This window comes from Acidobacteriota bacterium, assembly GCA_040754075.1.
Taxonomy (GTDB): domain Bacteria; phylum Acidobacteriota; class Blastocatellia; order UBA7656; family UBA7656; genus JBFMDH01.
In genome coordinates this window covers 253,670-268,811 of record JBFMDH010000001.1, presented here as the reverse complement: position 1 = coordinate 268,811, position 15,142 = coordinate 253,670, and the positions used below count along the sequence as shown (strand labels likewise).

The 15,142-nt window shown below is 50.2% G+C and carries 11 protein-coding genes; 9 read left to right on the top strand and 2 right to left on the bottom strand.

Features of this window, described 5'->3' with window-relative positions:
* The first annotated feature begins 72 nt into the window (after positions 1-72).
* The 7 genes from AB1757_01095 to AB1757_01065 all read left to right on the top strand — a co-directional run bounded on the left by AB1757_01095 (position 73) and on the right by AB1757_01065 (position 8,594).
* Positions 73-792, top strand: a complete 720-nt coding sequence (locus AB1757_01095; GenBank protein ID MEW6125631.1) for an LAGLIDADG family homing endonuclease — start codon at positions 73-75, stop codon at positions 790-792.
* 272 nt (positions 793-1,064) lie between these two features.
* Positions 1,065-1,295 carry a DUF433 domain-containing protein gene (locus tag AB1757_01090; protein ID MEW6125630.1) on the top strand — a complete coding sequence of 77 codons (231 nt, stop codon included), beginning with the start codon at positions 1,065-1,067 and terminating at the stop codon, positions 1,293-1,295.
* Positions 1,292-1,645 (top strand): DUF5615 family PIN-like protein, encoded by a 354-nt coding sequence (locus tag AB1757_01085; GenBank protein ID MEW6125629.1) that lies wholly within the window; start codon positions 1,292-1,294, stop codon positions 1,643-1,645. Before AB1757_01090 ends, AB1757_01085 begins: the two co-directional genes overlap by 4 nt.
* 593 nt (positions 1,646-2,238) lie before the next feature.
* Positions 2,239-2,772 (top strand): hypothetical protein, encoded by a 534-nt coding sequence (locus AB1757_01080; GenBank protein MEW6125628.1) that lies wholly within the window; start codon positions 2,239-2,241, stop codon positions 2,770-2,772.
* A gap of 422 nt (positions 2,773-3,194) precedes the next feature.
* Positions 3,195-3,875 carry a lipoyl(octanoyl) transferase LipB gene (gene lipB, locus AB1757_01075; protein MEW6125627.1) on the top strand — a complete coding sequence of 227 codons (681 nt, stop codon included), beginning with the start codon at positions 3,195-3,197 and terminating at the stop codon, positions 3,873-3,875.
* 232 nt (positions 3,876-4,107) lie between these two features.
* Positions 4,108-5,259: an efflux RND transporter periplasmic adaptor subunit gene (locus AB1757_01070; GenBank protein MEW6125626.1), complete on the top strand. Its 1,152-nt coding sequence runs from the start codon at positions 4,108-4,110 to the stop codon at positions 5,257-5,259.
* A gap of 83 nt (positions 5,260-5,342) precedes the next feature.
* Positions 5,343-8,594: an efflux RND transporter permease subunit gene (locus AB1757_01065; GenBank protein ID MEW6125625.1), complete on the top strand. Its 3,252-nt coding sequence runs from the start codon at positions 5,343-5,345 to the stop codon at positions 8,592-8,594.
* An 88-nt stretch (positions 8,595-8,682) separates the two neighbouring features.
* Here the strand turns inward: AB1757_01065 and AB1757_01060 are convergent, their stop codons facing one another.
* On the bottom strand, positions 8,683-12,087 hold the full coding sequence (locus AB1757_01060; GenBank protein ID MEW6125624.1) for a hypothetical protein: 3,405 nt from the start codon (positions 12,085-12,087) through the stop codon (positions 8,683-8,685).
* A gap of 464 nt (positions 12,088-12,551) precedes the next feature.
* On the opposite strand from AB1757_01060, the gene guaA reads away from it, so the two are divergent.
* Entirely contained in the window at positions 12,552-14,090 is a 1,539-nt protein-coding gene (guaA, locus tag AB1757_01055; GenBank protein ID MEW6125623.1) for a glutamine-hydrolyzing GMP synthase, read from the top strand.
* An 11-nt stretch (positions 14,091-14,101) separates the two neighbouring features.
* Here the strand turns inward: guaA and AB1757_01050 are convergent, their stop codons facing one another.
* Complete coding sequence (locus tag AB1757_01050; protein ID MEW6125622.1) at positions 14,102-14,326, bottom strand: hypothetical protein; 225 nt, start codon at positions 14,324-14,326, stop codon at positions 14,102-14,104.
* Positions 14,327-14,347: 21 nt separating this feature from the next.
* On the opposite strand from AB1757_01050, the gene AB1757_01045 reads away from it, so the two are divergent.
* Complete coding sequence (locus AB1757_01045) at positions 14,348-15,118, top strand: alpha/beta fold hydrolase (protein ID MEW6125621.1); 771 nt, start codon at positions 14,348-14,350, stop codon at positions 15,116-15,118.
* Positions 15,119-15,142: the final 24 nt, after the last annotated feature.

Sequence of the window (15,142 nt, the reverse complement as noted above, 5' to 3'; positions counted from 1 at the left end):
GGTTCTCGTTCAATCAATGTTTATCGCGCCCGGTCAATCGGGTCGTTAGACCCCTTAACGAGGTTCCGCTCAATGAAGAACAGAGCCATTTATAACAAAGACAGTTCATACTTTAAGCTTCCGAACCCTGAAAACTCATATTGGGCTGGGTTCATAGCGGCTGATGGGTGTCTCTATGCAAAGAAAAACCAGCTCTTGCTATATACAGCCCAAAAGCACAGGGATCACCTTCGCCGCTTTGCGTCTGCTGTCCAGTATGATGGACCAATAGTCGAGATGAAGAAGAATAAGAGTGCTTTCCAAAGCTATTCTTCTCTTGCCGGTCTGCAAATCTGCGGAGTTTCGGAATGGCTTAGAGACTTAGAATTGAATTTCAACGTAACCCCCAAGAAGTCCCACACCCTACAACCTCCGACCTTAGCCGATAACGATTGCATCCTGGCATTCGTCGTTGGATACCTCGACGGCGACGGATGCATTAATCTATTTGATAAGGATAGAAAACAGCCTTACGTCAGTATAACTTTCACTAGCGGATCAGAAGATATTCTGGCGTGGATTCGAGATTTCTTTGATGAAAACTACCCGACGGCTCGGACAGATAAGGCAGGCATATATCGCCTTCGGAGCCACAACCCACTTTACCCTAACACCTATACTTTTCGTTACAGAGTGAATGGGGTCAGAGCAAAACTGTTTCTAAACCAATGCATTGATGCAGACATAATGAGGCTGAAGAGCAAATGGGAAAAGTATGAGTTGTGGAGAGCACAACAAGACTGGCCTTCCTGAAAGGGGTCTAACAACCCGTTGCAGCGGAGCGCGCGCCGCGCGGTTCTCATCTATACTTGTGAGGCCGTTCGCGCGCCCGCTGAACGGGAGCGTTAACGCGCCCTTTTAATCGGCATAATAATCGGTTCGACGCGCGCGCGCGAAGCGAGTTTTGTATGATTTCTTTCAGTGTTCGGCGTGCGCCGCGTCATCCCAACCGTTAGGCGCTTATCACTCGAAGCGCAAATCGAAAGCGACCAGCCTGTGATATGATTTTGCTCAGGAGGTATCGTATGGAACTTGCTCAACGAATCACCATTGATCCAGATATTTGTCACGGCAAACCCTGCATCCGGGGGCTACGCTATCCCGTTGAAATGCTGCTTGAGTTACTCAGTTCCGGAATGACTCCAGAAGAAATCCTGGCTGACTATGAGGATCTTGAACGAGAGGATATTCTTGCCGCTTTATCCTTTGCCACGAAACTCAGTCAAATCAAACGAATCGAACCGGCTTTGGTATGAAGTTTCTGATTGATGCCCAATTGCCGCGTCGTCTTGCTCAATCACTCATTGAGGAAGGGTTTGAGGCAATTCACACGCTTGATTTGCCGCTTGGCAACCGCACGCCGGATTCTGTTATCAATGAGCTTTCGATCCGCGAAGGATACATCGTCATTAGGAAAGATGCGGATTTCGTCAACTCTTTTCACTTGAATCATAAGCCATACAAACTGTTGTTGGTATCGACAGGGAATATCAAGAACCAAGAGTTGCACACCTTTTTTTTGGCGAACCTTGAAAAATTAGCAGAAGGATTTGCGATTTTTGATTTCATCGAGATGGATCGAAAAGCAGTCATCTTTCATGTTTGAAGCCGCGCCTCACCGGTCAATGCCGTGGAGCGCGCGAACCCTGGTTCACCTGAAATCAGCGTCGTTCGCGCCCGGTGATGTCGAACGTTAGCCCGCTGGATATCTGTGCAAATCGGTGATCTACTATGGAGAGGACAATTTTAATCAGCCTTACTACAGCTTGGGTAATTATTATCCTCCCTCTAGCCTTGCCTCAACTCCTGCTCATACTCCTCGCACGTATCTACAATGCAAAAACGGGCTTCCTTGCCGGGTCTGCGCTCCTCTTCATCTTGTTCGCTTTGACAGTTATAGGAGGGGCATTGGGTATCCACATCGGGTATGCAACATTCAGTCTATATGCCAGTGAGGGGCTATCGAGCCTGATACTGACGTTAATAGGCATAGTAATGAATGTGCGTGCGGAGCGACGAGGGGAAGCAAGTGCAGGCTTATTATTCTCAGTATTATTGGCTGCAGCGCCGATGATTGTGGTGATGATAATTTGGCCGAAGGGTTAGAGGAAGCGGTGAAATGGTACCAAATGAGGATGTCGAAGGCGGGCGCAGCATAACCAATGCGTCCAGCGGGGCGTTGGGCATCAGGAAACCGCAATGACTCATAGATATTACAAATATTATAATGACAGCGATTTGTTTTCTGGGATGCGTTATGTGGAAGCTCTCAATGTCGTTGCTATTCGAGAAATCATTGTCAACGATGATGCCATTATTGCTTCAAATATTAAATACCCGAAGTGGGGCGTAATGCTTGCAGAGGGTGATTGTGCCTATGATTCAATCGAGGAAGTCCAGAAGATTGACTTGAGTGAGTTTACTCACTACTGGGAGCGACACTTGAAAAATAATGCTGGGCGTTGGCACTTGACCAAACTTGCATACTCACCAGGTGATCAAGTACGCGGCTATATCGAAGTATTCCTCCCTCAAGGAGCAATCATAGATTTAGGCAACAGCATTTTGGGTGTAGCGGATTATCACGCTTGCAAAGCCTCCACAAGAGAGAGTTTTGTCATGGGCAAAGGGCATTTTGTAACAGCAAGAGTTCAGGGTTACGATGAACAGTACCAATGGCTGATATTGGATTTGCCCCAAGTATCTTCAGAACGAAGAATCTATGAATTTTAAGGAAAGCGCCTAACGTAATATGAATAAGGTCGCCCCTTGGTGATATTTTGGAGTTAGCAAAAACCCAATTTATTAGGGAAAGGAGTGACCGATGGGGTATGGCGGACTGGATGTCCATCAAGCATCAACGTTGCCGTTTTGGATTCGCAAAGCAAACTGCTCAGTGAAGCGATTATCAAACCCCAGTCGGCGACGATTACCGCGATTGCGCAAAAACTGCGACGCAGAGTATGACGCTACGACAGACTATGACACTACGAGAGAGTATGACTCTACCGGGGTACGACTTTACTGTCGCAGCGCGCCAAAGCAAGTCCCATTTTTAATCGCGCCTTTTTGATACCCCCCATCAACCCGCCTTGACGCTTCTACTATTTCTTCTTTGCCACTTGCCAGTTAAAATTTCGGTGATGGAATCATCAATGCATTTAGTTAAAGCACAGCTTCGCGAATGCGAGGCGCAATATCTCGGTCGCGTGCCATACAGCGAAGGACTCGGGTTGCAGGAACGCGCCGTCGAAGAACTGAAAGAGAACTCAGGCAATGAAAGGCTTTTTCTGCTTGAACATAATCACGTCTTCACGCTCGGACGCAGCGCCAAGGCTTCGCATATTTTATTAAATCAGGAAACCCTTAATTCAAGAGGCATCGAAGTGTTCGAGATCGGGCGCGGCGGCGATGTCACCTATCACGGCGAAGGGCAACTCGTCGGCTATCCGATTATCAATCTCAAACCCGACCGTCAGGATGTCCATCGTTATGTGCGCGACCTTGAAGAAGTCTTGATTCGCGCGATTGCCGAATATGGCATTGAAGGCGCGCGCATTCGCGGACTCACGGGCGTCTGGGTTGGCGATAAAAAGATTGCAGCAATTGGCGTGCGGATTGCCCGCTGGATAACCAGTCACGGTTTCGCATTGAATGTGAACACCGATTTGAACTATTTCAAAATGATTGTGCCTTGCGGAATAACCGATAAAGGCGTAACGTCTATCGAAAAATTACTGGGCAGGCCAGTCGATTTATCGGAAGTTGCGCAAAAAGTGAGCGGGCATTTCGCCAGCGTTTTTGAACGCCACCTCATTAACCCGGGCAAACGATAGCGGAATAATCTGTGCTTTGACAGGTTCGTTGAAGATTCGCTGAATTGTCTGTAACGCCTGCAAGCGAGGGGACGTATCTGAATCTGTAACAGTTTTTTGATAGATGACGTTAATAACCTTAAATCAGCTATTTAAATCTTAATTTTTTTTGAGCATGATGAAATCATTTTATAAAACTTTTAATCCTCTTCAGCTGTCCGTATTACCCGTTTTCGGATTATTGATTGCCCTTTTGACGACTTCAGCCTGCAAGAGCGGCTACCCGGTTTCCGCCAGACAAGGTGGCGGCGGCGAACCCCGTCCGGTGGCGGTGGCTAAAGTGGCGGAAACCTCGATGGAAAATCTCATCACCGTCACCGGAACGCTTGCGGCTTACGAAGAAGCCACCATCAGCGCCAAAGTTGCCGGACGCATCAATTCACTCAATGTCGATCTCGGCAGTCGCGTCAGCAAAGGACAGGTGATTGCCGAACTCGAAAAACGCGATGCCCAACTGAGGTTACAACAGGCTGAAGCGGCGCTTGCCCAGGCGCGCGCCCGACTGGGACTCGACCCTGCAAATGCCAACGAAAATTTGCGCATTGAAGACACCGCCACGGTTCGTCAGGCAAAAGCCCTGCTCGAACAGGCTGAAGCCAATCGTCAACGACTCGCGAAACTCTTGCAGCAAGGCGTCATTTCAAAATCCCAAATGGATCAAGCCGAAGCCGATTATAAAGTCGCGCTCAGTCGTTATCAGGATGCCGAAGAAGAGATTCGCAATCGACAGGGCGTTTTGCTGCAACGCAAATCCGAAGTCGATATAGCCCGGCAACAACTCGCCGATACCACTATCAAAGCGGCTTTTGACGGCATGGTGCAGGAACGCATTGCCAGCCTCGGCGAATATGTCGCAGCGGGCGCGCCTGTAGTTAAAATGGTTAAGATCGACCCGCTGCGTTTACAGGCAGAAGTGCCTGAACGCGATTCGCGCGATGTTAAACAAGGTCAACTGGTGCGCGTCACCGTCGAAGGCGACACCAATGTTTACAGCGGCGTGATTAAACGCATCAGCCCGGCGATTTCGGCGCAAAACCGTGTGCTCATCGTCGAAGCCGAAGTGCGCAATAACGGCAGTTTGAAACCGGGCGCTTTTGCCAACGCCGCCATCATCATCAACCCCAATAATATGGTCGTCGCGGTTCCGGCGGATGCGGTTGTCACGTTTGCAGGTATCGATAAGGTGATTACCATTCAAGATGGTAAGGCTCAGGAAAAACCTGTCACCCTCGGTCGTCGCAACGAACAGTGGGTTGAGATTCTAAACGGCATTAAAGCAGGCGAAACGATTGTTCTGAAACCCGGCAATTTACAAACCGGTCAACCGGTTGTCGTTCAACAGTGATGAGTAATGAGTGATGAGTGATGAGTTGCATACGTACTCATCACTCATCACTCATTACTCATCACTCGTAACTTGGATTATTTATGCAGAAGCTCGCAGATATATGTATCAAACGTCCGGTATTTGCCGCGATGATTATTCTCGCGCTCGTCGTCGTCGGCGCAGCCAGTTATTATCGATTAGGCATTGACCGCTTCCCTGCTTTTGACCGCCCATCGGTTACCATTCGCACCAGTCTTCCGGGAGCCTCGCCCGAAGAGGTCGAAACGGAAATCTCCGACAAAATCGAAGAGACCGTCAACACCGTCGCAGGGGTTCAGGAACTGCGGTCTATTTCCAACGCCGGAAACTCGTTCGTCATCGCGACCTTCAGCCTTGAAACCGATATTGAAACCGCCGCTCAGGATGTGCGCGACCGGGTTGCCAGTGTGGTTCGTCAATTGCCCGAAGATACCGACCCGCCGATTGTTTCCAAATTCAACAGCGATTCCGGCGCAGTGATGAGCATCGCGCTTTCGGGCAACCGTTCGGTGCGCGAACTCACGGAAATCGCCGATAAAGTCGTCCGTCCGCAACTCGAACGCGCCACCGGCGTCGGCGAAGTGCAAATTCTCGGCGGCCTCAATCGCGCCATCAATGTGTGGATTGATGCCGACCGCCTGGCGGCTTATCAAGTTCCCGTCACTACGGTTCGTGATGCGATTCGCAGACAAAACACTGATGTGCCGGGTGGTAACGTCACCGGCGCGAATGTTGAACAGACATTGCGCACCCTTGGGCGATTGGATAGCGCCGAAGCCTTCAATGATATTGTCGTCGCAACCGTGAACGGCGCGCCGATTCGTATTCGCGATATTGGCACAGTTGAAGACGGCACCAAAGAACAACGCACACTGGCAAGGTTGAACGGCGTGCCGACCGTGACTCTCGATATACGTCGTCAAACCGGCGCCAACACCATCGAAGTCATCAGCTCAGTCAAACAAAATCTCTCGCGGGTTACAGGGCAAATTCCTGCGGATATGAAGATGGAAATTATCCGCGACCAGTCGCGTTACATTGACGCGGCGCTTCATGAAATCAATCTGCACCTGATTCTTGGCAGTATCCTCGCCTGCATTGTCGTCTTGCTGTTTATGCGCAGTTGGCGTTCGACCATCATTGCCGGCATCGCCATTCCTGCGTCGGTTATATCGACATTCGGCATGATGCGCGCTTTGGATTTCACCCTCAATTCCGTCACCATGCTGGCATTGGTGTTAATGGTCGGGGTGGTCATCGACGATGCCATCGTGGTTCTGGAAAACATCTACCGCTTTGTCGAAGAAAAGAAGATGCGCCCATTCCAAGCTGCCAAAGAAGCGACCGCAGAAATCGGACTTGCGGTTATGGCAACCACGCTCAGTCTGGTGGTCATCTTTTTGCCGGTTTCGTTTATGTCGAGTATTTCGGGGCGTTTCCTTTATCAATTCGGCATCACCGCGGCGGTTGCGATTATGGTGAGTTTGCTGGTTTCTTTTACGCTCACCCCGATGATGAGCGCCAGACTCCTGAGAACCGAAGACATCGAAGCCAGCAGACATAACGAAGCCAAATCGCGACAAGGTTTTTACGGTTTACTCGATAGAATTTACACGCGCATGCTCACTTTCTCGATGCGCCATCGGCTGGTGGTTGCAACCGTCGGACTCGCGGTCATCTTTTCTTCGGTTCCGCTTTATAAAATCGTGCGCCAGGATTACATCCCGTCCGATGTTGATGAAGCCGAATTTGATGTCGGCGTCACTGCCCGCGAAGGCACCACGGTTGCCGCAATGAACGAAACCATGAAGGTCATCGAAAAAGAGATTATGGAAACCCCCGGCGTGCAACTGGTTCTGGCAAACGCCGGCGGCGGTTTCGGCGGCGGCGTCAACAACGGCAATGCCTATGTTCGCATTGTGCCGATTGAAGAACGCACTTTTTCACTGACGCGATTGTGGAAGAGCGTCTTGAAAGGCGCGCCGTTTGACGCTTTCAAAGGCAATTATTCGCAACGCGATGTGATGAATGAATTGCGCGGTCGTTTGCGCAAATATAAAGATTTGCGCTCCTCTGTGCGCAACGGACAAACCATCAACCTCGGCGGCGGCAATGCGGAAATCGATTTCGCCTTGCGCGGACCTGACATCGAATCACTTTACAATTACGCCGAAGAACTCCGCAAAAAATCGACTGAACTCGGTATCGTTGATGCCGATACGACCTTGAAACTCGACAAGCCGGAATTGCGTGTGCAGATCAATCGCGAGCGCGCTGCCGATTTGGGTGTCGCAACATCCGACATTGCCACCGCTTTGCGTTTGATGGTTGGCGGCGATCAGCAGGTGTCACGTTTTCACGATAATGTGGTGAACGATGATTATGATGTGCAATTGCGCGTCAAAAACGGCGAGCGCAATAACATCGATACGATTTCGAGACTCTATGTGCCGCGTCAGGGTGGCGGGTTGGCGCGACTTGATAACCTTGTCGAACTGAAACCTGACCGCGCGCCTTCGCGTATTGACCGGCTCGACCGTCAACGGCAGATCAGTTTGCGCGCCTCGGTTGCGCCCGGCTATGCGCTTGCCGACCGCATCGAAGCCCTCAGACAAGAAGTCGAACGGATGAATCTGCCAGCCGGTTATACAACCGCCGTGTCGGGTCGCGCCAAAGAACTGGAAGTGACGTTTCAGGAATTCATCTGGGCGTTTTTGCTGTCGATTATTTTTATGTACATGATTCTGGCATCGCAATTTGAAAGCCTCGTCCATCCGTTTACGATTCTGCTTTCATTGCCGCTGTCGGTGCCGTTTGCGCTCATCTCATTATGGGTAACCAATAATACTTTGAATCTCTATTCGGCGCTTGGCATTCTCGTACTCTTCGGGGTGGTCAAGAAAAATTCAATTTTGCAGATTGACCATATGAATAATTTACGGGCGCAGGGGATGGAACGCTTCAACGCCATCATTCAGGCGAACCGCGACCGTTTCCGACCGATTCTGATGACTACGCTCGCATTGGTTGCCGGTATGTTGCCGCTCGCCCTGGGCACAGGTCCCGGGTCAGATGAACGACGGGCGATTGCGGTTGTGGTCATTGGCGGGCAGACGCTTTGTCTATTATTGACCTTGCTGGTCACGCCGGTCGCGTATTCTCTGCTTGATGATTTAGCCGAAACCGCGTGGGCGCATAAATTCGCAAGCGTTGCTGCGCCGGTTCTCCATCCCATCAAAGCATTGTTTGCGAAACGGCAAAAAGCCCGCGCCGAAAAAGAGAAACTCGAAGTCACCGCCGAAAGCGGCGATTGAGACTATCAATTCCATTCAATAACTAAAAAACCGAAGGGCGCGGATAGCATATAGTTATCCGCGCCCTTCGGTTTTAAATCGGCGTTGGCTATTGCACCCATTCATAGATGCGGTCAATAACTATCGTCGGACTTAACCAAAATTCGCCGCGCAGTGCCAGGCGATATTTGCCATCAGGGAATTTCAACTTTTCGCTTGGGTAAGGAACCGTGCTGACGCCTTTTAACGGCGTTATTTTGGCGGCAGGGCACCAATCGCTGATAATCGCCGGAGCTAGCAAAAAGGCGACGCCTCTGGGCGTTCCCGGTCGTTCAAATCCCAAGCCTGCATTGCCTCTTCCCGATGATTTGGCGTTTTGCGTACTCGTCCAGTCATAACTGCAATTTCCCGTCGCATTGATTTGTTGTCCCGGCAGTAACACATCAACACCGCCCGCCACTGTCCAGCTAAACCAGCCGTTGATAAAATTTTTATTCACTCCATCGTTCCAGACGTCCACTCTGGTTCCGGCAATTTTTCCGAAGGTTGCCGTTGCCGTAATGGTTATATTCGCGCCGCCTTCATGAATTGCCGGCAATTGTTTTTCTTCGCGAATGAATTTCCAATAGCCGCTGCGCTTTTCCTCTTTCGGCGCGGGTTTTGGTGGCGCTGGTTGAGGAGTTGGCGGCTGTGGCTTTGGCGTTGGCGGCGCAGCAGCAATTAAATTCAAATAGGCGCTATCGGCATCGAGTTGTTGTTTGCGGTTCTCATTGTTGTAAAGTTTGACCTTCACTTCATAGGAACCCGAATCAATGAATTTTTTTGTCAGTGTCGCGCTGGTCGTGGCGATGGTTTCTTCCTTGTCGCTGCTTCGACTGACGTTATCAATCGTCCAGACGAAGTAAGGTTTTGCCGGTCCGTTTTTGACAACTGCGCGAAAAGTGACGGTTTTCGGCGGGTCGCCGCTCACGAAATCCGGCGTGATTTCAACATCGGGTTTAGCGGTGAGCGTAATCGGCAAAGTCGCTTTGGCAATCAATGAACGAATGCCTTTGCTGACATCGAAAAGTTCGACTGAAATCAGATATTTCCCAGCGCCGGGAAATTTGTGCTCTTTTGAAAAGGCGATGGTTTGATTGGTAAAACCGCCGCTGTACTTGTCTGTGAAGCTGTCGCTTTTATCGCCGAAATTCCACTGGTAGGCAAGTTTGTTCATCGTCGGCGGAATCGGTTGAGCTTTGGCTTTGAATTTGTAATCAAACTTTCCGAGTTTGGTTTCAACGGGTTCAATTTCCAGCGCGATGTCGGCATCGCTGATTTGAATTGCCGCACTGCCCGATTGCGAAGGATTGATATTGACAGCAACCACGTAAAGCATATCGCTTGCGCCGAGTGTGATAACCGCCATCTCGCCTTTTTTAATCAGCGTCGCTGTAGGCTTGGCGTTTCCCTGTATTGCCTGATTGTTTTTCAGAACATACAAATCAACATAGGCGCCAAGCTCCTGCCCTACTGACCGCGCGTTGAGTTGCCGCGTCGTAGAAGGCGGACGAACTTCGGCTTTTACGCCCCAGGCTTTTGCGGTGTACTCTTGCGCCAGTTGAAATTGATATTGAATCGGCGCAGCAGGGGTATTTTTATTGGCTCCAAGTTTGAATATATCGGTTTTTTCCAAACCACCATCAGCCACTGTTGCCGCGCCGCGCCGGTTGATGGGGCTATCGGCATTCAAGAGAAAATAACCGGCAAAGCCTCTGTAATGTGAATCCAGCCCGGCGACTGTCGTTTTCCTCAAATAGCGGTCGAGCGTGAAGGTAGCGGGCGTTGAAGCCGCTGCTACCTCTTTGCACATCGCTGCAAAATCTGCGCCTTTGGCGACCAGATATTCGATAAAGTAGCCTTTGTCATATTCGATTTCGGAAAGCGTTGCCGGGGGGTCTTTGATGCCGGTATCCGATAAAGGAAAGGTCAATAATTTCGGGTGAATGTCGTTCAATCCGTGTCCCATCTGGTCACGCAAATTCGCGGCAAAGCGACAGGCGGCATAGTCGGCAGTGCTCTCTTTCCACCAGAGTTCCAAATTCTGATTGAGAAAAGCGTATTGAAAAGCGTGAAAGAGTTCATGCGAAATTTTATGTTGCAATCGCGTCGGCGAATTGGTTTTTGCCGAATCCACATGAATTCGCCCCGTCCAGCGGGATTCATAGAATGCCGGGTTTTGATTCCAGCCTTTGATGTAATAGGAATTGACTTTGACGATGATCGGCGTTGCTGGCACGCCCAAAATTTTATATTTACTGAACGCCGTTTCGAGATAGGCTCCTAAATCAACGATGTAGCGCGGATGCGCGCGGCTAGCGCCCGAACCGGGATTTTGAACATTCCACTTTGCATTATTTACCGGACTGGCTGCGCCATTAATATCGGATGCGCTGTATAAAATGTTGAAGTTGCTGTTGGACGAGGAGAAGGTGTCAAGGGCTTTCTTCTCATATGCGATATGCCCGACATAGGCAATGGCTGCGCCAGCAGCGATGGCACCGGTAATTTTGGCAAGCCCCCAAGCTGTCCATTCAAATGAAAAGAAAGAGAGGTGACGTGTGCGAATCGTGACTTTGCGATTCGCTTCGTCAACCGTGCTGGAAACCGGCAGCCACATTTTCTGTCGCTCATCCCAATGATAGGCAGTAATTTGCTGGCTGGCGCGATATTTGGGGTTAAGGTCGGCGGGGTTGTAAGGAATTTCGATAACGATGTCTTCTTTGAACTCGCGTTTATCGCCGACCGCAATGCCGAAACCGTCAATCGGCATGAAGTAATAATCATAATCGCCAATCAACAATCGCTCTTTGGGAATTTCCCCGATGGTCACTTTCTGTTTACTGCCCAATAATCCCGGCGGCAAGGTCACGGTAACGCGGTTTTGATAGCCGATGTTTTGCGCGGTCTTGGATTTATTGACCTCAAATGTTTTTACCGATGCAGCTTCGACTTGCGGGGCAAGCGGTTCGTCAAGCGGTTCGCCTTCGATTCTGGAAAATCCGCTCCCTTGCGATGCGCCATTGTATGACCAGGACATCGGCTCAGCATCAATGACTTCATAAACTCCGGCAGGCAAAATGTCATACGGCTGGCATTCCCAGTGGGTGCTTGCCACACTTGCTTTTCCCGCAGGTCGTTTACATTGCCAGGGGCCGAAGCGATTTCCTTTGTCATCGCGCAACCCGATGGTTCGCGGCACCGCGCCTTTGCCATTGTTCCAGTGATAATTGCGGATGAGCGTAATCAGGTGAGGTTGCGAAATCGTAAACCGGGTTGCTTGTGAAGGATGATTGGAAACTGCTCCACGATTCCAGTTATCAAAAATGATGATTGCTGGCGTAGCCTGAGTTTGCGGTTTTGGTTGGCTTTTAGTTTTACCGGTTTGCGCGCCTGTCCACGGATAGAGCATCAAGATTAATAAACCAACCAGTAATGTAGAGAAGAGAGGGTTAAAGATTTTTCGATGAGGCATTACCGCGACCTCCCACTTCGGGGGATTGGTATTAAATTCATTAGAGCAATCGCTATTCCAACCAAGAGCCGCTTAAAGCAAATGATTTTTGCACGCTCATCAAAAATGCTGGGGAATCCTGCTCGTTTGGTTGCGAAAATTCGCCCAAGCTTTTAAATAATCCCAACGGTTCCCTTAACGCATCACTTGATAGTCGGATGAATTAAACAAGCGATACCTGGCAAACGGAAATAACCGAACAAACGGAAGCAGGAATAAAAAAGATTTTTAGCTTTTTCCTTTTCCTCAATGTCGTTTTCCGTTTGTTCCGCTTTATTTCGTCTGTTCCGTAATCTTTCTTTATCCTGTCATAAATCAATGTTCGATGAAATCAGAACTCGGTTTGGATTCAACTTCTCTTACAGCCACAAAAGTCTGTCGCTTTACACTGCGCGACTCGCCTCCCTATAATCCTCGCTTAACCTATGACTACAACCCACGAAACAGTCATCGTCCTTGATTTCGGTTCCCAGTACACCCAGCTCATCGCCCGTCGCATACGCGAAATCGGCGTCTATTCCGAAATCGTTCCCTTTAACACATCAATCGAAACCCTCAAGGCGAAACACCCGCAAGCTATCATTTTTTCGGGTGGTCCGTCTTCGGTTTACGAAGCGGGCGCGCCGCATCCTGACCGCGCCGTGCTTGAACTCGGCGTTCCTGTGCTTGGCATCTGTTACGGCGTGCAACTGCTCGCCTATTTTTTAGGCGGCGAAGTCAAACCGTCGAATCGTCGCGAATACGGCTATGCGGAAATCGAAAAGCAATCCGAAAGCCTGTTATTCAAAGACCTGCCGCAATCCTTAAAAGTCTGGATGAGTCACGGCGATTATGTGAGCCTGCCGCCCGAAGGCTTCACCATCACCGCCGCCACCGATGCGGCAATCGGCGCGGTTGAAGACCCTTCGCGCAAACTTTACGGCATACAGTTTCACCCCGAAGTCGCCCACACGCCGCTCGGCAAAGCGGTCTTGAAAAATTTTCTGGTCAATGTCTGCGGCTTGCACTGTGATTGGACGATGGCATCGTTTATTGAAACCGCCATTGCGCAAATTCAACAGCAGGTAGGCGGCGGCAAGGTGGTGTGCGGGCTTTCGGGCGGCGTGGATTCATCGGTAGCGGCGGCGCTCGTGGCGCACGCGATTGGCGACCGGCAAACCTGCATCTTTGTTGATAACGGTTTGCTTCGTAAAAATGAATTCGAGCAGGTCTTGGAAGCTTACCAAGAGATGCACCTCAATGTTGTCGGTGTCGCGGCGGGCGAACGGTTTTTAGGGAAACTTGCGAGCGTCACTGACCCCGAACAGAAACGCAAAATCATCGGCAATGAATTTATCGAAGTCTTTCAGGAAGAAGCCAACAAACTCGGCAAAGTTGATTTTCTCGTACAGGGCACGCTTTACCCGGACGTGATCGAATCGGTATCCGTGAAAGGTCCTTCGGCGGTCATCAAATCGCATCACAACGTCGGGGGTCTGCCTGAAAAGATGCATTTGAAATTGGTTGAACCGTTGCGCGAACTCTTCAAAGATGAAGTGCGAAGAGTCGGGCGCGAGCTTGGGTTACCGGAAGAGATTATCGGGCGACAACCATTTCCGGGTCCCGGTCTTGCGGTTCGCATACTCGGCGAAGTAACCGCCGACCGCGTGGCGCTGTTGCAGGAAGCCGATGCGATTGTCATCGAAGAGATTCGCCGCGCCGATTTGTACGACAAAATCTGGCAGAGTTTCGCGGTGTTGTTGCCGGTGTCGAGTGTCGGTGTGATGGGCGATTTGCGAACTTATGAAAACGCCATCGCCATTCGCGCCGTCGATTCGGTTGACGGCATGACAGCGGATTGGGTGCGACTGCCGTATGATGTACTGCAACGCATCTCTTCGCGCATCGTCAGTGAAGTCAAAGGCATCAACCGCGTCGTCTATGACATCAGTTCCAAACCGCCATCGACGATTGAGTGGGAATAAATTTTAGTTATTCAAAATGCGCCGGAGGCGCAGAGGAAATTAGCCAGTGGTGCAGCCACTGGAGAGATGTACATATCAACCAACCCTCGCGCCCTGACGGGGCGCAGGAAGTTGTTTTTCATCCATCGCTCTTCCAGAGCGAAGAAACTTGTGGTCGCCGGATTTCCTGTGGCGTTGCCACAGGCTAATCTCCAAAGCCCCTTCGGGGCATTTCCAGGTTGGCAACTTGAATTCATTTATTTCCTTTTAAAATCGCAATGGCAACTTCTTCAATCCAACAAACCTTATCTATCAACGACATCGAAATGTATTGTGAAATTTATGGCGAGGGTGAGCCGCTGGTTTTATTGCATGGCTTTTCGGGATGCGGCAGCAACTGGCAATCGTTCGTCACTGATTTCGTTAAAGAATATCAACTCATCATTCCCGATTTGCGCGGGCACGGACGCACCACCAATCCATCGAATACCTTTACTTTCCGGCAATCGGCGCTTGATCTGTTTGCAATGCTTGACCTGTTGAACATCGAAAAATTCAAAGCTATTGGTTTAAGCGGCGGCGCAAAAACCCTGCTGCATATGGCAACCCAGCAACCTGCACGCATTGAAGCGATGGTCATTGTAAGCTGTGCGCCTTACTTTCCCGATGAAGCCCGCGCCATTATGCAAGCCATGACGCCCGACAGCCACACCGAAACCGAATGGCAACAGATGCGCGAGTGGCATAAACACGGCGACGCGCAAATTCGCGCGTTGTGGACACAAGCGCATCATTTCAAAGACAGTTTTGATGATATGAATTTCACCCCGCCGCTTCTGTCAACCATCACTGCGCGAACCTTGATTGTGCATGGCGACCGCGACCCGTTTTATCCGGCGCGACTCGCCATTGAACTGTACGAAGCGATGCCCAATGCTTATTTGTGGATGGTTCCCAACGCTGGACACGGTCCCATATTTTTAGAGATGACCGCGCCGTTCATTGCCACCGCATTGCCTTTTTTGCGCGGCGACTGGCAAGCGCAATAATTTAAAACTGCTTTTATTTAAGGA